At 35.2% G+C, this 19732-nt stretch carries 16 protein-coding genes and 1 riboswitch; of the genes, 7 read left to right on the forward strand and 9 right to left on the reverse strand.

What is annotated here, in order from left to right; translation table 11 throughout:
- Nucleotides 1-326: 326 nt before the first annotated feature.
- Nucleotides 327-2756 carry a type I DNA topoisomerase gene (topA, locus tag L3049_RS14725; protein ID WP_275110579.1) on the reverse strand — a complete coding sequence of 810 codons (2430 nt, stop codon included), beginning with the start codon at nucleotides 2754-2756 and terminating at the stop codon, nucleotides 327-329.
- Between the two features lie 208 nt (nucleotides 2757-2964).
- Between topA and L3049_RS14730 the strand changes: the two genes are divergently transcribed.
- Both L3049_RS14730 and L3049_RS14735 read left to right on the forward strand, forming a co-directional pair.
- Nucleotides 2965-4116 carry a transglycosylase domain-containing protein gene (locus L3049_RS14730; RefSeq protein WP_275110580.1) on the forward strand — a complete coding sequence of 384 codons (1152 nt, stop codon included), beginning with the start codon at nucleotides 2965-2967 and terminating at the stop codon, nucleotides 4114-4116.
- A complete protein-coding gene (locus tag L3049_RS14735) occupies nucleotides 4094-5353 on the forward strand; it encodes a transglycosylase domain-containing protein (RefSeq protein ID WP_275110581.1) in 1260 nt (419 codons plus the stop codon). Before L3049_RS14730 ends, L3049_RS14735 begins: the two co-directional genes overlap by 23 nt.
- A 44-nt stretch (nucleotides 5354-5397) precedes the next feature.
- Nucleotides 5398-5589: riboswitch (cobalamin riboswitch) on the forward strand.
- Nucleotides 5590-5725: 136 nt separating this feature from the next.
- Here the strand turns inward: L3049_RS14735 and radA are convergent.
- From radA to panC, 4 genes are all read right to left on the reverse strand, one after another.
- Entirely contained in the window at nucleotides 5726-7102 is a 1377-nt protein-coding gene (radA, locus tag L3049_RS14740; RefSeq protein ID WP_275110582.1) for a DNA repair protein RadA, read from the reverse strand.
- 12 nt (nucleotides 7103-7114) lie between these two features.
- Nucleotides 7115-7618 carry a D-glycero-beta-D-manno-heptose 1-phosphate adenylyltransferase gene (gene rfaE2, locus L3049_RS14745; RefSeq protein WP_275110583.1) on the reverse strand — a complete coding sequence of 168 codons (504 nt, stop codon included), beginning with the start codon at nucleotides 7616-7618 and terminating at the stop codon, nucleotides 7115-7117.
- Between the two features lie 170 nt (nucleotides 7619-7788).
- The gene (gene panD / locus L3049_RS14750; protein WP_275110584.1) at nucleotides 7789-8139 is read right to left on the reverse strand and encodes an aspartate 1-decarboxylase; all 351 of its coding nucleotides are present in this window, start codon (nucleotides 8137-8139) and stop codon (nucleotides 7789-7791) included.
- A gap of 18 nt (nucleotides 8140-8157) precedes the next feature.
- A complete protein-coding gene (gene panC, locus L3049_RS14755; protein WP_275110585.1) occupies nucleotides 8158-8997 on the reverse strand; it encodes a pantoate--beta-alanine ligase in 840 nt (279 codons plus the stop codon).
- Between the two features lie 194 nt (nucleotides 8998-9191).
- Between panC and L3049_RS14760 the strand changes: the two genes are divergently transcribed.
- Together L3049_RS14760 and glmS are read left to right on the forward strand one after the other, a co-directional pair.
- Complete coding sequence (locus L3049_RS14760; protein ID WP_275110586.1) at nucleotides 9192-10001, forward strand: glycogen/starch synthase; 810 nt, start codon at nucleotides 9192-9194, stop codon at nucleotides 9999-10001.
- A gap of 253 nt (nucleotides 10002-10254) precedes the next feature.
- Nucleotides 10255-12090 carry a glutamine--fructose-6-phosphate transaminase (isomerizing) gene (glmS, locus tag L3049_RS14765; protein WP_275110587.1) on the forward strand — a complete coding sequence of 612 codons (1836 nt, stop codon included), beginning with the start codon at nucleotides 10255-10257 and terminating at the stop codon, nucleotides 12088-12090.
- Nucleotides 12091-12144: 54 nt separating this feature from the next.
- Here the strand turns inward: glmS and rfbB are convergent, their stop codons facing one another.
- Together rfbB and galE are read right to left on the reverse strand one after the other, a co-directional pair.
- Complete coding sequence (rfbB, locus tag L3049_RS14770) at nucleotides 12145-13200, reverse strand: dTDP-glucose 4,6-dehydratase (protein ID WP_275110588.1); 1056 nt, start codon at nucleotides 13198-13200, stop codon at nucleotides 12145-12147.
- 63 nt (nucleotides 13201-13263) lie between these two features.
- Nucleotides 13264-14280, reverse strand: coding sequence for a UDP-glucose 4-epimerase GalE (gene galE, locus L3049_RS14775; protein ID WP_275110589.1), 1017 nt, complete (start codon nucleotides 14278-14280; stop codon nucleotides 13264-13266).
- A 242-nt stretch (nucleotides 14281-14522) separates the two neighbouring features.
- Between galE and L3049_RS14780 the strand changes: the two genes are divergently transcribed.
- The gene (locus L3049_RS14780) at nucleotides 14523-15461 is read left to right on the forward strand and encodes an HU domain-containing protein (protein ID WP_275110590.1); all 939 of its coding nucleotides are present in this window, start codon (nucleotides 14523-14525) and stop codon (nucleotides 15459-15461) included.
- A gap of 52 nt (nucleotides 15462-15513) precedes the next feature.
- On the opposite strand, the gene metG is transcribed toward L3049_RS14780, so the two are convergent.
- Nucleotides 15514-17544, reverse strand: a complete 2031-nt coding sequence (metG, locus tag L3049_RS14785) for a methionine--tRNA ligase (RefSeq protein ID WP_275110591.1) — start codon at nucleotides 17542-17544, stop codon at nucleotides 15514-15516.
- Between the two features lie 206 nt (nucleotides 17545-17750).
- On the opposite strand from metG, the gene L3049_RS14790 reads away from it, so the two are divergent.
- Together L3049_RS14790 and L3049_RS14795 are read left to right on the forward strand one after the other, a co-directional pair.
- On the forward strand, nucleotides 17751-18674 hold the full coding sequence (locus L3049_RS14790; RefSeq protein ID WP_275110592.1) for a S66 peptidase family protein: 924 nt from the start codon (nucleotides 17751-17753) through the stop codon (nucleotides 18672-18674).
- A gap of 1 nt (nucleotide 18675) precedes the next feature.
- Nucleotides 18676-19041 (forward strand): YraN family protein, encoded by a 366-nt coding sequence (locus tag L3049_RS14795; protein ID WP_275110593.1) that lies wholly within the window; start codon nucleotides 18676-18678, stop codon nucleotides 19039-19041.
- On the opposite strand, the gene L3049_RS14800 is transcribed toward L3049_RS14795, so the two are convergent.
- Nucleotides 19038-19439: a response regulator gene (locus L3049_RS14800; protein WP_275110594.1), complete on the reverse strand. Its 402-nt coding sequence runs from the start codon at nucleotides 19437-19439 to the stop codon at nucleotides 19038-19040. The genes L3049_RS14795 and L3049_RS14800 overlap by 4 nt on opposite strands.
- Nucleotides 19440-19732: the final 293 nt, after the last annotated feature.

Genomic DNA, 19732 nt, shown 5'->3' on the forward strand with positions numbered 1-19732 from the left:
ATAAAAATAAATGTTCCTTACAAGTTTTATCAGAGGTTCAGCCCCATTAGTCATTATTTTTTATGTTTCCATGCAAAACTTAATTTCTATCTGTCTAACATTAAATTAAATAACACAAGATCAGACTTCTTAGAAAAACAGTGTGATCAGTTATTTTAACGTAATTCTTATTTACGATGGTTTTATTGTTTTGTTAAGGATTTTTGAAATTTTTCTTGTAAAGTAAACAATAATTTGTAATTATATGATGATAGGGAGTAAAAGAATGGTAATAAAAAAGGGCTATCTACATTTATAGATAGCCCTTAATTTTTTTTTAAGTTTTTTTATTTTTTAGCCGTGCTTGTTTTCTTTTTGGCTGTTGTTGTCTTCTTTTTAGTTGTTGTTGCTTTCTTTTTAGCTGGTGCTTTTTTCTTCGCAGGTGCTTTTTTAGCAACTTTACTAGTCTTCTTTTTAGGTGCTGACTTAATTATCTTTAGGCAATCTTCATAGCTGAGTGTCTTAGGATCTTCAATATCCTTAGCCAATCTGTAATTTTCTTTTTGATAAGATATATATGGTCCCCAACGCCCATTCAGAATCTGAAGCTCAGCATCCTCTTCAAATGATTTAATATGTTTCAAACGATCCTTTTCACGCTTCTCTTCAACCAACACAATAGCACGCTCCAAATCAATGGTCATCGGATCATCAACATCTTTGTGTAAGGATGCAAATTTACCGTCATGACGGACATAAGGTCCAAATCGACCAATCGCAACCACAACTTTCTTATCTTCATAAAGACCTAGATCTCTTGGTAACTTAAATAAATCTATTGCTTCCTCCAGCGTAATAGTTTCAAGATGCTGTCCTGTTCTTAAGCTGGCAAATTTAGGTTTCTCTTCATCCCCTTCGGCACTTTCTCCAAGCTGAGCCATTGGACCGTAACGACCAATACGTACAAGAATAACTTTTCCTGTTTTAGGATCGTTGCCTAAAATCCTCTCACCTGTCTCTCTTTCAGACTCTTCGAGTGTTTTCTCAACGTTGGCATGGAACGGATGGTAAAATTTACCAATCATTTCTTGCCATACCATTTTACCAACTGCAATCTCATCAAATTCCTTTTCTACTTCAGCAGTAAAATTGTAATTCATGATATTTGAGAAATGCTTTATTAAGAAATCTGTAACAACCATTCCAATGTCCGATGGAAATAGTTTTTTGTTTTCAGCTCCTGTATTTTGTATTAAAGTCTCTTCTTCGATAGCATCATCAATCAAATTAAGAACTTCGTACTGACGTTGAACACCATCACGCGATTCTTTAACCACATAACCTCGATTTTGAACCGTTGTAATAGTTGGTGCGTATGTTGATGGACGTCCAATGCCCAAGTCTTCCAACTTCTTTACTAAACTTGCCTCAGTAAATCGTGGTGGACGATGTGTAAAGTTTTGAACCGCCTTAACAAACTCGCTTTCCAATTTATCACCAACATTAACTTGCGGAAGAAGAGATTGCTCTTGCTTCTGTTCTTCGTCGTCAGTTGATTCTAAGTAAACTTTAAGAAAACCTTCAAACTTAATCATCTCACCAGTTGCAACGAATTTTTCCTCGTTGGTTGAAATATTAATTTTGATATTCGTTTTCTCAAGCTTTGCATCACTCATTTGTGAAGCAATCGTACGTTTCCAAATCAAATCGTAAAGACGCTTCTCATTCGATTCACCCTCTACTTTGTGCTTATTAAGATATGTAGGGCGAATGGCCTCGTGAGCTTCCTGCGCACCCTTACTCTTCGTACTGTATTTTCTGATTTTCACATAGTCAGCACCATGCAAACGTGTAATTTCTTCTTTAGCCGTATTCAATGCAGTCTCAGATAGATTTACCGAGTCTGTTCTCATATAAGTAATATTTCCCGCCTCGTACAAACGCTGAGCTACTGTCATGGTTTGAGAAACAGAGAAACCTAACTTACGACTGGCTTCCTGCTGTAGTGTTGATGTTGTAAAAGGTGCAGCTGGTTTTCTTAAAGATGGTTTCTTTACGATATCATCAATATGATATTCTGCATTCTTACAACTAGTAAGGAAATCAAGAGTTTCTTCTTTTGTCGAAAATCGTTTTGGAAGTTCGGCCTTTAAAGTTTTTTCAACTCCTTTTTCATCAGTAATAGTAAATTGAGCAATAACTTTAAAGAAAGACTCAGACTCGAAAGAAATAATTTCTCTTTCTCTTTCAACAATTAATCGTACTGCTACAGATTGAACACGACCTGCTGACAATGATGGCTTCACTTTTTTCCACAACACCGGGGAAATTTCAAAACCAACCAATCTGTCAAGAATTCGTCTTGCCTGCTGCGCATTAACCAAATTATCATCAATCTGACGTGGATTTTCTACCGCATTCAGAATTGCATCTTTGGTAATCTCGTGAAAAACAATACGTTTTGTTTTCTCTTTCTTTAATTTAAGTTCCTCAAACAAGTGCCAGGCAATAGCCTCTCCCTCGCGGTCCTCATCGGAAGCGATCCATACTGTCTCTGCTTCTTTCGCCAACTTCTTCAGTTCAGTTACAACCTTTTTTTTGTCCGTCGAAACAATATATTTAGGTGTAAAGTTGTTTTTGATATCAATACCAAAATCTTTCTTATCAAGATCTCTAATATGTCCAAAACTGGACTTTACAAGAAAACTATCACCTAAAAACTTTTCAATTGTTTTTGCCTTTGCAGGGGACTCAACAATAACTAAATTCTCTACCATCGCATCACTATTTATGGAAAATCGTGCTCTAAAATTTTGTGCAAAGTAAAAACATATGCGCCCTAAGTTCCAAATTTTATGATACTAATTTTTAAATTGCTTATTTTGGTTATCTGAAATTGATCTATATAATAAGGAGTAATATGATGCTTATTAGTTCGAATTTTATTTGCTATTTTTACAGCACAAAATTATTAATTGGTCGATAATGTTAGAAAACAATACTGAGTTAAACTCAAATTTAGAACAAGAACCGAAATCACAATTGCAGCGCTTTAAAAAAGCGTTAATTATATTCTGGGCAATTTTTGTGATTGGTGTTTTAGGAGCTGTATTATTTTTCGCTGGAGTTTCGAATGGAACTTTTGGTTTTATGCCCTCTTTTGAAGAGTTGGAGAATCCGAAAAGTAGTTTGGCTACAGAAGTTTATACTTCAGATGGAAGTTTACTTGGAAAGTTTTATTTTCAAAATAGGTCATTTGTAAAGTATGATGAATTATCTCCTTTTTTGGTTGATGCATTGATTGCAACTGAGGATGTTCGATTCAAAGATCATTCAGGTATTGATGTTCGTGGATTGGGTCGTGTTGCCAAAGGTTTGGTTACAGGAAATCGAAATGCTGGTGGAGGTAGTACTATTTCACAACAATTAGCAAAAATGCTTTTCCCGAGAGAAAGCTTTAGTCAAAAATTGGATATCGTTTTCCGGAAGTTCAGGGAATGGGTAATTTCTGTTAAGCTGGAGCGTAGCTATACCAAAGAGGAAATCATGACAATGTATTTTAACAAGTTTGATTTCTTAAATCTAGCGGTAGGAATTAAATCGGCATCAAATGTTTATTTTAATACTACACCTGATTCTCTAAAAATTCACGAAGCCGCTATGCTTGTTGGTATGGCAAAAAATCCGTCGTATTTTAATCCATTAAGGAGAGCAGAATTAACTTTGAACAGAAGAAATGTGGTTTTGTCACAAATGGTTAAGTATGATTATTTAACTAAAATAGAGTATGATTCCTTAAAAAATCTTCCTTTGGGAATTGATTTTCAAAGAGTAGATCACAAAAGGGGAATGGCTCCTTATTTTAGAGAGTATCTTCGGATGTCGTTAACAGCTAAAAAGCCTGAGCGTAAAAATTATGCATCATGGAATGTACAGCGGTTTAAACGAGATTCATTAGAATGGAAGAATAATCCATTTTTTGGATGGTGCAATAAAAATAAGAAAGCAGACGGGGAACCATACAATATATATAAAGATGGTCTGAAGATATACACAACCATTGACTCGCGTATGCAAAAGTATGCTGAAGAAGCCGTAAAAGAGCACCTAGGTCTTGAATTTACAAAAGGCGTTTGATCGTGAGAAAGAAAACCATAAAAATCCTCCTTTTTCGGATGATTTATCAAATGAAGATGTTGAAAATAATCTGGTAACTACAATGAAACGTAGTGAGAGGTATCGTGTTTTAAAGAAAAATGGAATGAGTATGGACTCCATTCGTTTATCTTTCAATACGCCTGCAAAGATGAAAATCTTTACTTGGAAAGGTGAGCGTGATACAATTTTATCTCCTCGAGATTCTATGCTTTATTATAAAGGTTTCCTAAGAGCCGGGTTCATGTCGATGGTACCACAAACGGGTGAGGTAAGAGCCTATGTGGGTGGACCAAACTATAAGCATTTCATGTACGATATGGTCAGCCTTGGTAAACGTCAGGTTGGTTCTATTATTAAACCGTTTTTATATACTGTAGCTATGCAGGAAGGTTTAACACCATGTGATAAGGTTCCTAATATTGCTCAGACCTTTGATGTGGGCGATGGGACAACATGGACATCACGTAACTCAACCAGAGCTCGATCTGGAGAAATGGTCACATTAAGATGGGGGCTTGCCAATTCTGTTAATAATATCTCAGGTTGGGTATTGAAGCAATTTAAACCTCAGGCTGTTGTTGATATGGCTAAAAAAATGGGAGTTGTAAGTAAAATTGCAGCCGTTCCATCTGTATTTTTAGGAACATCCGAAATTACTGTTCGTGAAATGGTTGGAGCTTACGGAACCTATGCTAATAAAGGTGTTTATATCAAACCTCGTTTTATTTCGAAAATTGAAGATCATAAAGGGAATTTGATCGCTCAATCGGTTCCAAGAAAACGAGAAGTGATGGACGAAAAAACAGCCTATTTAATGACTAACTTATTGCAAGGAGTAGTTCAAAAAGGGACTGGTGTAAGACTACGTTTTACCTATAATTTATATAATCCAATGGGTGGCAAAACGGGTACAACTCAAAATCATTCTGATGGTTGGTTCATGGGAATTACACCTGAATTAGTATCTGGAGTATGGACAGGAGCGGAAGATCGCTCGATTCATTTTGAAGGGATTAGGCAAGGACAAGGAGCGAATATGGCCTTACCAATATGGGCTTTGTACATGCAAAAGGTATATGCGGATAAAAGCATTGGTCTTACCCAAGGTGATTTTGAAAAACCTCGAGGCGTTAATATCAATTTAGATTGTAATCAGGTTTCTAATGAAAATAATAACAATGATTTAAATGAGTCTGAAGATGAAGATTTCTTTTAAATCTAGTCGGCCAAAATAATTGGCAGTTTATCTAATTTTGATTAAACTTGCAAAACGATTTGGGTTCCGGAAGGAATAATAGGGAATCCTGTTAAAAACAGGAGCTGTCCCCGCAGCTGTAAATCTCGATTCGATTTTCGAATCTATATTTTAAACGATAGACCACTGTTCTGGTGAACGGGAAGGTGTTTAAAATTGAGATAAGCCAGAAGACCTGCCTAAAATCATGAGTTTAGCTTTCGGGTAAGAAAAGCAGAAAGATTCAATTATTTCTTTCTAATTCCGACGCAAGCAGATTCGAACTGCCATATTCGAATCGAGAAAATTCATAGTAACTGTAAAGGCCGAAACGAAAGTTTCGGCCTTGTTATTTTATCTAAATAGGGTTTGAAACACTTGCCCAACTTTACTTACCAAGTGAATTTTAATATCGAATTTGGAAATATCCAATCCTTTTGAGTTGTGCTTAGGAATAAAAATTTGTTTGAATCCTAGTTTTTCAGCTTCTCTAATTCGTTGATCGATACGACTTACCGGCCTTATCTCACCTGACAAACCAATTTCTCCTGCAAAACAAACTTCTTTAGGAATTGAGATGTCGGTACTTGAGGAAAGAATAGCAAGAATCACAGCCAAATCAATTGCAGGATCATTTACTTTAATTCCTCCGGCGATATTTAGGAAGACATCTTTTGCGGACAATTTAAATCCAGCTCTTTTTTCAAGAACCGCTAATAGCATGTTCAATCGGCGAAGATCAAAACCTGTTGAAGAGCGCTGAGGTGTTCCATAAGCAGCAGAACTAACCAATGCCTGTATTTCTATAAGAAAAGGTCTCATTCCTTCTATAGATGCTGAGATTGTTACTCCGCTGAGGCTTTCGTCTTCATGAGAGAGAAGAAGTTCTGATGGGTTTGAAACTTCTCTAAGTCCATTGTGTTGCATCTCGTAAATTCCCATTTCGGATGTAGATCCGAAACGATTTTTTGTGGAGCGTAAAATTCGATACATATGGTTTTGGTCTCCTTCAAACTGAAGAACAGTATCAACCATGTGTTCTAATATTTTAGGTCCTGCCAAATTGCCATCTTTAGTAATGTGGCCAATAAGCAGCACTGGAGTTGCCGATTCTTTTGCAAAGCGTAACAATTGAGCAGTGCATTCTCTAATTTGCGAAACACTACCAGGGCTTGCTTCAATCGTTTCTGTTGCCAAGGTTTGTATCGAGTCGATTACAATGATATCTGGATTTGTATTTTTCACATGTGAAAAAATATTTTCCATTGAAGTTTCACTAACAATCAGGCAATTTTCATTATCCGAATTAATTCGATTACCTCTTAGTTTAATTTGCTGAGCACTCTCTTCCCCAGATACATATAGAGTGGTATAGCTTTTTAAATGAAGTGCAATTTGCAAAGCAAGTGTCGATTTTCCAATACCAGGTTCGCCTCCAATTAGAATCAAAGATCCTTGTACTAATCCACCTCCTAGAACTCGATTTAATTCATTGTCCTTTGTGTCAAAACGAGCTTCTTCAGAAGAGGATATTTCAGATATTTTAAGCGGTTTATTCTTTTTGTTTTGCCCGTTTGAACCAACTATTTGAGTCGATTTAGATTTGACAACAACTTCCTCAACAAAGGAGTTCCATTCGCCGCAGGAAGGGCATTTGCCTACCCACTTTGCTGATTCGACTCCGCAGGATTGACAAAACCATGCGCTTTTTGTTTTTGCTTTAATTGCCATATAATTAAACGCTTATAGATTGCTTGTTTTGATGATTTTATTAATGATTCCGGTTGAAGAAAACCCTTCGATAAAATCTAAAGTAATAATCTCACCACCCTTGGCTTTTACGATATCGTAACCAACAATATCTTCAGCATTGTAATCGCTTCCTTTAACTAATATGTCTGGTTGAATAAACTTAATCAAATCGTAAGGCGTTTCTTCATCGAAGAACACAACCATATCGATAAAACCTAAAGATGCAAGAAGTAAAGCACGAGAATACTCATCGTTAATAGGGCGGTTAGGACCTTTCAATCGTTGAACTGAAGCATCTGTATTTAATCCCATGACCAATTTATGCCCCAGGTTTGAAGCTTCTGCTAAGTATTCCAAATGACCGCGATGTACAATATCAAAACAGCCGTTTGTAAAAACAATTTTCTCCTCTTTAAATCGCCAGGTTTGCAAAAGCTTATATGCATCTTCTTTATTGGAAAAGATTTTATTTTTAATGATATCTAGTTTATTCATCGGTTTGTTTTTATTGAAAGTACTAATGTACAAGTATTAAATAGTAAGAGCAAAGGTTCAAAATAGCTGCGACATGAAATAGTTCGTTTTCTATCGTTATTTTTTGATTTTATGGCATAAAAAAAGGGCTGATCGATTAGAACAGCCCTGTACTTATAAAATGAGTTAGTTTAGATCAATTTATTGGTTTCAGTATCGGGGAAAACCAAAGCAGGTTCCCAAGTCTTAGCTTCTTCAAATTCCATTGAGGCATAAGAAATGATAATTACCACATCGCCTACAGCGCACTTACGAGCAGCAGGACCATTTAAACAAATAGTGCCAGAACCTCTTTCTCCCCGGATGATATAGGTTTCCAGGCGCTCGCCATTGTTAACGTTAACAATCTGCACTTTTTCGTTTTCAATAAGGTTGGCTGCATCCATTAAATCTTCGTCAATGGTTACTGATCCAACATATTGTAGATTCGCACTGGTTACCGATGCTTTGTGAATCTTCGATTTGCAAACTTCAATATACATGTCGCTTAAAACTAAATATTATAAAGAAATATTATCTATTAGTCTCACTTTTCCTACTTGAACAGTGATACAAGCAATTCGATTATTCGAATCTTCCCATTTTTCAATGGATTTTAAACTCGTATCATCAACAATCTCAAAGTATTCAACTTCCAGATAAGCATTATTATTAATCTCGGTTACAACCCACTCTTTTAATTGGGATACGCCAAAATCGGGCACTAAGTTACAAGCTTTAAATAAAGTTTCAGATATTTTTCCAGCATTTTTTCGTTCAAGTTCTGAAAGTAGCATATTCCTTGAACTCATTGCTAGTCCATCTACCTCTCTAATAATGGGACATGGTACTATATTTATGTCTAGTTTAAGATTTTTTGTCATCTGCTTAATAACAGCAACTTGTTGGAAATCTTTTTGTCCAAAATAGGCATTATCAGGATTAATATAGCTGAAAAGTTTGCTCACAACCTGTGCAACACCATTAAAATGCCCCGGACGATTTTTCCCTTCCATTACCTGTTCAAGCTCACCAAAGTCAAAAATACGTGTATCAGGCTCCGGATAAACTTCCTCAACTTCTGGAATAAAGATTAAATCTGGTTCGAATTCAGATAACATTTCCAGATCCTTATCTAAGATTCGAGGATAAGTTTTTAAATCATTAGGATTATTAAATTGAGTAGGATTTACAAAGATACTTACAACAGTTATATCGTTGTTTTTTACAGATGCCTCCGTTAAGGACAAGTGCCCTTGATGAAGTGCACCCATTGTAGGTACAAATCCAATTGTTTTTCCTTCCGCTTTAAACTTGCTGATTTTCGCTTTGGTTTCAGCAACAAGTTTGACTATTTCCATCCCAGTAAATTGTTCTGTAAAAATCAGATTGACTTTTAATTTAAGACTGCAAATAAAATAAATAAATATATACGAGAGAAATTATTATGGCATTTAATTGCATTGTGCTTGCTTTATGCCTTGGTTTTGATCCAGTTTGTTAAATATTTTTACTAATTTTGCGCAGATAATCTGTATTAATATTAGCGACTTATATGGAAAAGACAAAAGTATTGTTTGTTTCACAAGAAATTACCCCTTATCTTCCTGAATCTGAAATGTCTGAAATCGGCAGACACTTACCTCAGGGAATTCAAGAAAAAGGAAAAGAGATCAGAACTTTCATGCCGAGATATGGATGCATCAACGAGAGAAGAAATCAGTTGCATGAAGTTATCCGCCTTTCAGGAATGAATTTAATAATTGATGATACAGATCATCCCTTGATTATCAAGGTTGCTTCGATTCAAGCAGCTCGTATGCAGGTATACTTTATTGATAATGAGGATTATTTTCATAGAAAGAAAATATTGCTTGATGAAGAAGGCAATGGCTTCGAGGATAACGATGAAAGAGCAATCTTTTTCGCACGCGGTGTACTTGAAACGGTTAAAAAACTAAGATGGGCTCCAGATGTGGTGCATTGTCAAGGTTGGTTTACTGGTTTAGTGCCATTGTATTTGAAAAAATCTTTTAACGAGGATCCATTGTTTACGGATACAAAAGTTGTGTTTTCGATTTATGATGATGAATTTCCGACCGAATTCAGTAAAGGTTTCAAAGAGAAATCAATTATTGAAGGAGTTAGTTCTGATGATGTAAGTGTATTGGATGATGCAAACTATGTTGCTCTTCACAAACTTGCAATAGATCAATCGGATGCCTTAATTATGGGTAGCCCTCAAATAAACGAAGAAGTTAAAGCTTATGCTGTTGCTTCGGGTAAACCTTTCCTTGATTATAAAAGTAAAGAGGAATATGTGAGTGCTTATTCTGATTTTTATGACGAATTGGTAGCAGGATAATTTCTGCAAAAAAGATATATAAAGGTGTATTTGAGCATTAGCTTAGATACACCTTTGTTTTTTAAGGAGTCCAGTTAAAATGCGAACAGAAGTTTGGTTGGCTTTTGAACTTATAGTATTTTAGGGGAATTTATGATAATTTATTAAAGCTGCTTTTTTTTGAGTAACATCACTGGAAATGAGTTTGATGTATTTTAATAAATTGTTTTGTTAATATGTTTCGCGTGGTACCGAAACTGAAATATATGTATTTATGTGTGGAATAGTTGGATATATTGGAAAAAGGGATGCTTATCCTATTCTGGTAAATGGATTGAAAAGACTTGAGTATAGAGGTTACGATTCTGCAGGAATTGCTCTTAGAACTGAAACAACGAATGTTTTTAAATGTAAAGGAAAAGTTCAGGATTTAGAAAATCATGTTTCTGGTCTGGATACTTCCGGACATATAGGTATTGGTCATACACGTTGGGCAACACATGGTGAGCCTAACGATCAGAATGCTCATCCTCACCGTTCGATGAATAATAAGTTTGTAATTATTCACAATGGGATTATTGAGAATTATGCTCCATTAAAGGAAAAACTAATTCGTAGAGGTTATAAATTTGAGAGTGATACCGATACTGAAGTTTTAGCTAACCTAATTGAGTATATATACTTAAAAGGGAATGTTACTGCTGAAATGGCAGTACGTTTAGCTCTATCAAAAGTAGTTGGTGCTTATGGATTAGTGGTAATTTGTGAAGATGAGCCAGATCAATTGGTTGCTGCTCGTAAAGGTAGCCCACTTGTAATTGGTGTTGGAAAAGGGGAGTACTTTTTAGCTTCTGATGCAACGCCTATTATTGAATATACTCAAAGTGTAATATACTTAAACGATGATGATGTTGCTATCATTAGTCGTGATGAGTTGACTTTAAAAACAATTCACAACGACAAATTAACACCGCATATTCAAGAATTAGATTTGGATATTGAACAAATTGAGAAGAATGGTTACGAACACTTCATGTTAAAGGAGATCTTCGAACAAACTCAATCTATTAAAGATACAATTAGAGGTCGTATATCAACAGCAAATAAAGAAGTTTTCTTAGGTGGAATTAACGAGGTTATCCCTCAGTTGGTAAATGCTCGCAGAATTCTTATTATTGGTTGTGGTACTTCGTGGCATGCAGGAATGGTAGGTGAATACCTATTTGAAGAGTTTGCCAGAGTTCCGGTTGAAGTTGAATATGCTTCAGAATTCCGATATAGAAATCCAGTTATTTATAAGGACGATATTGTATTGGCAATTAGTCAAAGTGGTGAGACAGCTGATACTTTAGCTGCTATCAACCTTGCTAAGCAAGCTGGAGCAACAGTTTTGGGTATTTGTAATGTTGTTGGTTCTAGTATTCCTAGAAATACTGATGCAGGTGTTTATACACATGCCGGACCGGAGATTGGTGTTGCATCAACTAAAGCATTTACTGCACAGGTAACTGTTTTGACTATGATGGCTATGTTAGTTGGTTATAGAAAAGGCACTTTAGAAAAAGAAGAGTACCATAAATTGATCGCAGAATTTGCAAATCTTCCTGGAAAAATTCAGAGGATTTTGGAAAAAGAAGAGGACATTAAAGAGCTTTCTACAAAATATGTTGAGTCAACTAATGCATTATATTTAGGAAGAGGTTATCTTTTCCCGGTTGCATTGGAAGGAGCTCTTAAGTTGAAAGAGATTTCTTACATCCACGCAGAGGGGTATCCTGCGGCTGAGATGAAACATGGTCCTATTGCTCTTATCGATGAGCAAATGCCTGTTTTTGTAGCAGCGACCAAAGATAAATCTTACGAGAAGATTGTAAGTAATATTCAGGAAGTGAAAGCTCGTAAAGGTCATGTTATTGCAATTGTTACCGAAGGTGATACTGTGATAACAGGAATGGCTGATCATGTGATTGAAATTCCGGAAACATTAGAGGCTTTGGCTCCATTGTTGACAGTTATTCCATTCCAATTGATTTCATACTACATTGCGGTATTGAGAGGTTGTAATGTGGATCAGCCAAGAAACTTGGCAAAGTCTGTTACAGTAGAATAATTTCGATTTTAAATCATATAAAAGAGGGATGTAATTATTACATCCCTCTTTCTTTTATCTGTTGTTGTACTGTTGTTCGTAAAATTTTTCGTAATCTCCAGAGAGGATATTTTCTAACCAATCCAAGTTATCAAGATACCAATCAACGGTTTTTTCAAATCCTTCTTCGAATTGAATGCTCGGTTTCCAGTCTAGTTCTTTTTCTATTTTCGAAGCATCAATAGCATAACGCTGATCATGTCCGGCACGATCTTTAACAAAAGTGATTAGCTTTTGGGAAGTGCCTATTTCCTGATCTAGTTTAGCATCCATAATATCACAAAGCTTTCTTACCAAATCAAGGTTGGTCCATTCATTATTGCCACCAATATTATAGGTCTCACCTAACTTTCCATCATGAAAGATGGAATCTATAGCTAAGGCATGATCTTCCACGTACAACCAATCTCGAACATTATCGCCTTTTCCATAAATAGGAAGCGCTTTTTTATTTTTAATATTGTTGATTACTAGTGGGATTAGCTTTTCTGGAAACTGATTTGCTCCATAGTTATTGGAACAGTTTGAAATTACAACAGGAAGCTTATAAGTGTGAAAATATGCTCGAACCAAATGATCAGAACTAGCCTTTGATGCAGAATATGGACTTCTTGGATCATAAGATGTTTCTTCGGTAAAGAAACCTGTCTTGCCTAAGGATCCATACACCTCGTCTGTCGAAATATGATAGAATTTCTTTCCAGCCATTTGATCTTTCCAACTTTCCTTTGCTGCATTTAATAAATTTACGGTACCAACAATATTGGTCGTAATAAATGCTAATGGGTCAGAAATAGAGCGATCTACATGAGATTCTGCGGCTAAATGCAATACACCTTCGAATTGATACTTTTGAAATAAATCAGTGATAAATGCTAAATCGGTTATATCTCCTTTAATGAAAGTATAATTCGATTTGCTATCAATATCTTTTAAATTCTCTAGATTGCCGGCATAGGTTAAGGCATCTAAATTCACAATGTTATAATCGGGATATTTGTTGACAAATAATCGAACCACATGCGAACCAATAAAGCCTGCTCCTCCAGTTATTAAAATATTCTTTTTCAAGATGTGATATTTTATATTGATCTCAAATGAATTGGGATCATTAAACAATTTCTATTCTTTTATTTAAAGGCTTTTTTGCCAATTCCATGCTGAAAGTAGAGTGTCATCAAGTGTAGCTTCCGATTTCCAACCCAATACTTTATTGGCATTGCTTGTTTCAGCATAAATTTGTTCTACATCACCTGCACGTCGTTCAATGATTTTATGTGGCACTTTTTCGCCAGTAGCACGTTCGAATGAGCTAATAATTTCTAATACTGATACGCCTTCGCCTGTACCAACGTTGAAAAACTCATAATTGTTTAATTGTTTATCTCGTAGCAATCTTTCAATGGAAATTACATGCGCTTTTGCTAAATCAACAACATTAATGTAATCACGAATACAAGATCCATCAGGCGTATTGTAATCACTTCCAAATACACTAAGTTCTGCACGCATTCCTGCTACTGTTTGTGTTAAGAATGGAATAAGATTGTTCGGAACGCCTAATGGTAGTTCTCCAATTTTTGATGTAGGATGAGCTCCAATAGGATTAAAATATCGTAAGGCAATACCTTTTAGTTCTGGATTTGCATTTATCGTATCGCGAATAATATCTTCACTAATCATCTTTGTATTTCCGTATGGAGATTCTGCGGGTTTTCGAGGCGTTTCTTCCGTTACTGGCAATTTGTCTGGCTGGCCATAAACGGTACATGATGATGAGAAAACCAAATTAGGGATGTTGTGATCCTTCATTGCATCTAAAATATTCATCAAAGAATTGATGTTATTTCGGTAATACATCAATGGTTTCTCAACGGATTCACCAACAGCCTTATTGGCAGCAAAATGTATAATAGCACCAATATTTGTATGTTTTTTGAAAAATGCAATACTTTCTTCTCTCACGCTTAAATCTACCTTCTCAAAAAGAGGTTTAATTCCAGATATTGCTTCAATACCATCAAGAACTTCTATTTTAGAATTAGAAAGATTGTCGGCGATAATAACGTGATATCCATTGTTTTGAAGCTCTACAACAGTATGCGATCCAATATATCCAGTTCCTCCAGTTACAAGTATTTGCTTATCCATGCGTTAAAAATATTTAATGTTGAGGTATGCTTGTTTTAAAAGAAGACTTTTAAGTAACTTGAATACCTGTTGTAAATTTTTAATTGTATCGATTAAATTTACAATAATTTACTTAATAAACGGATAGGTTGAATTGAGTTAAATTTCTTTTCGGTGCAGAAAATATTGGTTTATAGGGGATTAATAGCTTGCTGCAATTATTCAATTTGAGTGGCATATATTTTTGATTATATTTGTGTATTATGCTAGACGTATCGAAATATATTAAAGATCTATTGTTTATTCACGATTGTGTGATATTACCTGGTTTTGGTGGGTTTGTGGCCAACTATAAGCCAGCAGATATCGATGAAGAGATGAATCTTGGAATTCCTCCTTCTAAATCAATTGGATTTAACCGTAATTTATCTCAAAATGATGGTTTGCTGATTAATAGATTGTCTGAAGCTGAAAATTTGACTTATTCTGAAGCTGAAAAATCTATTCAGTTTTTTATTGAAGATCTTCGTGTTCGTATTCAGCGAGGCGAAAAGGTAATATTAGATAAGATTGGCTGTTTTTATAATGACAGAAGGCATAATTTACTATTCGAACCTTCGAAAGAATTAAATTATTTGGTTGATGCTTTTGGTATGGAACGCTTTTCTCTTCCAACTCTTTCACCAATAAGTGATGAGAAAAATCATCCTGTTGCCATACCTCAAGTAAAAGTTAGAACGCTTTTCACCAAGAAAAGACTTTGGTATGCGGCAGCTGCAATTCCATTTATATTAACAGTTGCATTACTTCCAATGAATTCGGAACGAAATGGTAGTGAGGCATCTATGATATCAATAAATGAAAAAAAGGAAATAACTGAAAAGTTTGTTCAATTGGATCCTGTTGTATCTCCTCCTGAAGATTTGGTTGCATTTGAGCCAAAATTGACGAAGAAGAGTAAGTTAGAAAAAACTCAAAAAGGAAGATTTTATTTGATTTCTGGGAGTTTTACTTCAATTGAGAATGCAGAGATATTGCGTCAGGAGTTAATCTCGAAATCTTATCCAGCAGTGATCATTGAAAACAAAAATTTATACTCGGTTGCGGTTAATCAATTTACAAATCGAGCAGCTGCAGATCAGTTTAAAAAGAAAGTAATTGCTAAGAATTCAAAAGCTTTTTGCTGGGTTCTTCAAAAATAATAAAAAAAAGCGCTTTCCATTGGAAAGCGCTTTTTTTGTCTCTTTATCTGAACTATCTAATCTCAGAACCAGGTTTTATTGCTTGATCTGGAGATACGAAAGATAACTTACCATCAGCATCCTCAGCCATAAGAATCATACCTTGCGATTCGATACCCTTTAGCTTACGTGGCTCAAGATTCATCAAAACACTTACTTGCTTTCCGATAATTTCTTCTGGCTTATAGTGCTCTGCAATACCTGAAACAACCGTTCTCGTATCAACTCCTGTATCAACTTTGATTTTCAAAAGCTTCTTTGTTTTAGCAACCTTCTCAGCTTCGGTAATCGTACCAATACGAATATCCATTTTCATGAAATCGTCGAAATTGATATTTTCTTTAACCGGAGTAGCAACTCTATTTTCAAGTTCATTGGCAACTTTAGTTGCTTCTAGTTTATCAACCTGAGCTTGAATCGTTGCATCTTCAATTTTCTCAAACAATAATTCCGGCTTATTAATCTGGTGTCCGACAGGAATAACAACGTCTTTCATATCTGCCCACTCAATACGATCTATATTAAGGAATCCACGAAGTTTCTCTGCTGTAAATGGCAAGAATGGCTCCATCAAAGTAGATAGGTTCGCTGAAATCTGTAAAGAGATATTTAGAATAGTCTTAACTCGTGCCTCATCGGTTTTAATCACTTTCCAAGGTTCTGTATCGGCTAAGTATTTATTACCTAATCGAGCTAAATTCATAGCTACTTTAAGTGCCTCACGAAAATGATATGTTTCAAGATTCTTCTCAACCTCAGCTTTAAGAACAGGAATTTGAGCTAATGTTTCTTTATCGAAGTCAGTCAACTCACCAGCCTCAGGAACTAATCCTCCAAAATACTTGTGAGTTAATACCAAAGCACGGTTCACAAAGTTTCCAAAAATGGCAACCAACTCATTATTATTACGTGCCTGGAAATCTTTCCAAGTAAAATCGTTATCCTTAGTTTCAGGTGCATTTGCAGTTAATACGTAACGCAATACATCTTGTTTCTCAGGGAATTCTTCAAGGTACTCGTGCAACCAAACTGCCCAATTTCTAGATGTTGAAATTTTATCGCCTTCTAGATTTAAGAACTCGTTTGATGGTACATTCTCTGGTAAAATATATGAACCTTCAGCCTTAAGCATAGCTGGGAAAATGATACAGTGAAATACGATATTATCCTTACCAATAAAGTGAACCATTTTTGAATCCTCAGCTTTCCAATACTTTTCCCAATCAGGCGTATGCTCTTTAGTTGCTGAGATATATCCAATAGGTGCATCGAACCAAACGTAAAGCACTTTTCCGTCAGCTCCCTCTACGGGAACAGGTACACCCCAATTTAAATCACGGGTTACTGCTCTTGGGTGAAGACCATTGTCTAACCAAGACTTACACTGTCCGTAAACATTTGGCTTCCATTCTTTATGCTCCTCTAGAATCCACTCTTTTAAAAAGGGCTCATATTTATCAAGAGGCAAATACCAGTGCTTTGTTTCTTTCAACTGTGGCTTATTTCCCGTAATTGCTGATCGAGCATCAATCAGATCAGTTGCATTTAAAGATGTTCCACAACTTTCGCACTGATCTCCATAAGCTTTCTCATTTTTACAATGAGGACAGGTTCCTGTAATATATCGGTCAGCTAAAAATTGATTTGCCTCAGAATCGTAAAATTGCTCCGATGATTTCTCAATGAACTCAGCTTTTTCGTTTAGAGTCTCAAAGAATTCAGTTGCTGTTTCATGATGTATCTTCGAACTTGTTCTTGAATAAACGTCAAAAGAAATTCCGAATTTTTCGAAAGAATCTTTAATTATATTATGGTATTTATCAACCACATCTTGTGGGGTAACACCTTCTTTTTTAGCCTTAATTGTAATAGGTACACCGTGTTCGTCCGAACCTCCAATTAATAACACATCCTCACCTTTCATACGCATATAACGCACATAAATGTCAGCAGGAACGTATACGCCCGCTAAATGCCCAATATGTACCGGCCCATTCGCATAAGGAAGAGCAGTAGTAACAAGTGTTCTGTTAAATTTTGTCATCTGAGATTTATTTTTTTTCTAAGGAATGTCTTAATCTGTTTTGAGATAAAAAATTCCTCAGTTAATTTTGATTATCTAAATTGATGATCAAAATTTTACTTTTGATCGAATTGTTTGCAAAGATAAGATAGAATTGGCAAAAATGTAGTTATCCATTTGTATTTTATTCTTAATTTGTTCTTACTTCTAAAAAAAACTAAATAGATATGTATCAGCCGGCTGCTTTAATTAAAGGAGATAAAATTGGGATTGTTTCTCCAGCAGGGAAAATGGATCCTGAAAAGGTAGGAATAGCCGTTCAGAAATTGGAAGATGTAGGCTACAAAGTGGTGTTGGGAAATCATGTCTTCGATGAAAAAGATCAATTCGCCGGTAGTGATATGGATCGCTTATCGGATTTTCAGAAAATGTTAGACGATCCAGAAATTAAGGCGATTCTATGTTCTAGAGGTGGATATGGTTGTGTGCGAATATTAGAACATTTAGATTTTGATTTGTTTATGCGTAATCCTAAATGGATTATTGGATATAGTGACATTACTGTGTTCCATAGCTATTTGAATAATATTTTAGGTGTCGAAAGTTTACATGCTACCATGCCAATCAATTTTCCTGCAGAAGGTGATGACAATAAATCTGTACGATCTTTAATTAATACCATATCAGGAGATCAAGAGGATTATTCAATCTCTTCGCATGAATTGAATAGAATTGGGCAAAGTGAAGGGGAATTGGTAGGAGGTAACCTATCCATCCTGTACAGTTTGCGTGGAACGGTTATGGATTTTGAAACACATGGTAAAATTCTTTTTATAGAAGATGTTGGTGAGGAATTGTATCATTTGGATCGAATGATGAGAAACCTAAAAATAGGTGGTAAACTCTCAGAATTACAAGCTTTGATTGTTGGAGGAATGAGTGAAATGAAAGTAGGTAATCCAAATTTTGGGAAATCTGCTTATGAAATTATCAACGAAGTGGTTGAGCATTACAATTATCCCGTTGTTTATGATTTTCCTGCAGGTCATATTAAAGAAAATTGGACTTTACCAATGGGTCGATTTTTAAAATTAAATGTAAGTGATCAAATCGTGAACTTTTCTTGGGAAAGTAGTTCTGAAAATAAATGAGATGGCAAAACACAACGAATTAGGAAAGCTTGGAGAAGATCTTGCAGCAAAATATTTGCTTAAAAATGGATATAAGATTATAGATCGAAACTGGATTTATTTGAAAAAAGAACTAGATATAGTTGCTTTAAAAGAGAATCAATTGGTTGTGGTGGAAGTCAAATCAAGATCCACAGAATATTTTGAGCATCCAGCAGATGCAATTACTTTATCGAAGATCAAGTTTTTGGTAAGAGCAACACAAGATTATGTTGATTTAAAGGAAATGGAATACGAAGTCCGATTTGATGTTATTAGTGTGATTAAAGATGGTGAAAAGTATAAAATAGAGCACATCGAAGATGCATTTATTGCACCTGTTGATTAATCTGCAAGATATTTGTCAATTGTAGCAAGAAGTTCCTCAAAACGAATAGGTTTGGATAAGTAATCATCACATCCAGCATCTAATATGCGTTCTTTATCCCCTTCTAGAGCATAGGCCGTTTGTGCAATTATTGGAATTTCTTGATGATTTTCTTTGATACGACGAGTTGCTTCACAACCATCCATTATTGGTAAACGAATATCCATTAAAATAACATCGATATCTTCTGAACTCTCAATAATATCAACCGCCTCTTTTCCATTTTTTGCCCATAGTAATTTCGATTCCGTTCTGCTAAGTGCTGCATCAAAGAACATGTTGTTGATTTCTTCATCTTCAACAATCAGAATTCGTTTATTTTTCCATTTGTATTTTTGAGCGTATCCTGTATCTTTCATGATTTCTTGGATCTATTTAACACAATCTTAGAACTAAATATACAAAAATGCATCTAGTATAAAAAAAATGATTTTCTAATTTGGTCAAATTGTTGTTCTTATAATTTAATATGCTCAATAGAAATGGAGCTTGTGAAGAATCAAAAAAATATTTTTAATTTATCTAGATTGTAAATTTGACGTGGATTTTGATTCAATTGACCGATTAGAAGATGGTCTTTTTTTTGTCTTTAGAACGATTTTTTTAATACTCATGAAGATAGATCTTTAGGCTTGTACCTAAAAGTAATTAT

The sequence above is a fragment of the Labilibaculum sp. DW002 genome (assembly GCF_029029525.1).
In the GTDB taxonomy this organism is placed as follows: Bacteria; Bacteroidota; Bacteroidia; order Bacteroidales; family Marinifilaceae; genus Paralabilibaculum; species Paralabilibaculum antarcticum.

What these genes read in the sequence shown, in the direction of transcription:
- L3049_RS14795 (WP_275110593.1), top strand. Translation starts at nt 18,676, where the DNA reads ATGGCAAAACACAACGAATTAGGAAAGCTTGGAGAAGATCTTGCAGCA.
- glmS (WP_275110587.1), top strand. Translation starts at nt 10,255, where the DNA reads ATGTGTGGAATAGTTGGATATATTGGAAAAAGGGATGCTTATCCTATT.
- rfaE2 (WP_275110583.1), bottom strand. Translation starts at nt 7,618, where the DNA reads ATGAATAAACTAGATATCATTAAAAATAAAATCTTTTCCAATAAAGAA.
- panD (WP_275110584.1), bottom strand. Translation starts at nt 8,139, where the DNA reads ATGTATATTGAAGTTTGCAAATCGAAGATTCACAAAGCATCGGTAACC.
- topA (WP_275110579.1), bottom strand. Translation starts at nt 2,756, where the DNA reads ATGGTAGAGAATTTAGTTATTGTTGAGTCCCCTGCAAAGGCAAAAACA.
- L3049_RS14790 (WP_275110592.1), top strand. Translation starts at nt 17,751, where the DNA reads ATGTATCAGCCGGCTGCTTTAATTAAAGGAGATAAAATTGGGATTGTT.
- L3049_RS14800 (WP_275110594.1), bottom strand. Translation starts at nt 19,439, where the DNA reads ATGAAAGATACAGGATACGCTCAAAAATACAAATGGAAAAATAAACGA.
- L3049_RS14760 (WP_275110586.1), top strand. Translation starts at nt 9,192, where the DNA reads ATGGAAAAGACAAAAGTATTGTTTGTTTCACAAGAAATTACCCCTTAT.
- galE (WP_275110589.1), bottom strand. Translation starts at nt 14,280, where the DNA reads ATGGATAAGCAAATACTTGTAACTGGAGGAACTGGATATATTGGATCG.
- panC (WP_275110585.1), bottom strand. Translation starts at nt 8,997, where the DNA reads ATGGAAATAGTCAAACTTGTTGCTGAAACCAAAGCGAAAATCAGCAAG.
- metG (WP_275110591.1), bottom strand. Translation starts at nt 17,544, where the DNA reads ATGACAAAATTTAACAGAACACTTGTTACTACTGCTCTTCCTTATGCG.
- L3049_RS14730 (WP_275110580.1), top strand. Translation starts at nt 2,965, where the DNA reads ATGTTAGAAAACAATACTGAGTTAAACTCAAATTTAGAACAAGAACCG.
- L3049_RS14780 (WP_275110590.1), top strand. Translation starts at nt 14,523, where the DNA reads ATGCTAGACGTATCGAAATATATTAAAGATCTATTGTTTATTCACGAT.
- radA (WP_275110582.1), bottom strand. Translation starts at nt 7,102, where the DNA reads ATGGCAATTAAAGCAAAAACAAAAAGCGCATGGTTTTGTCAATCCTGC.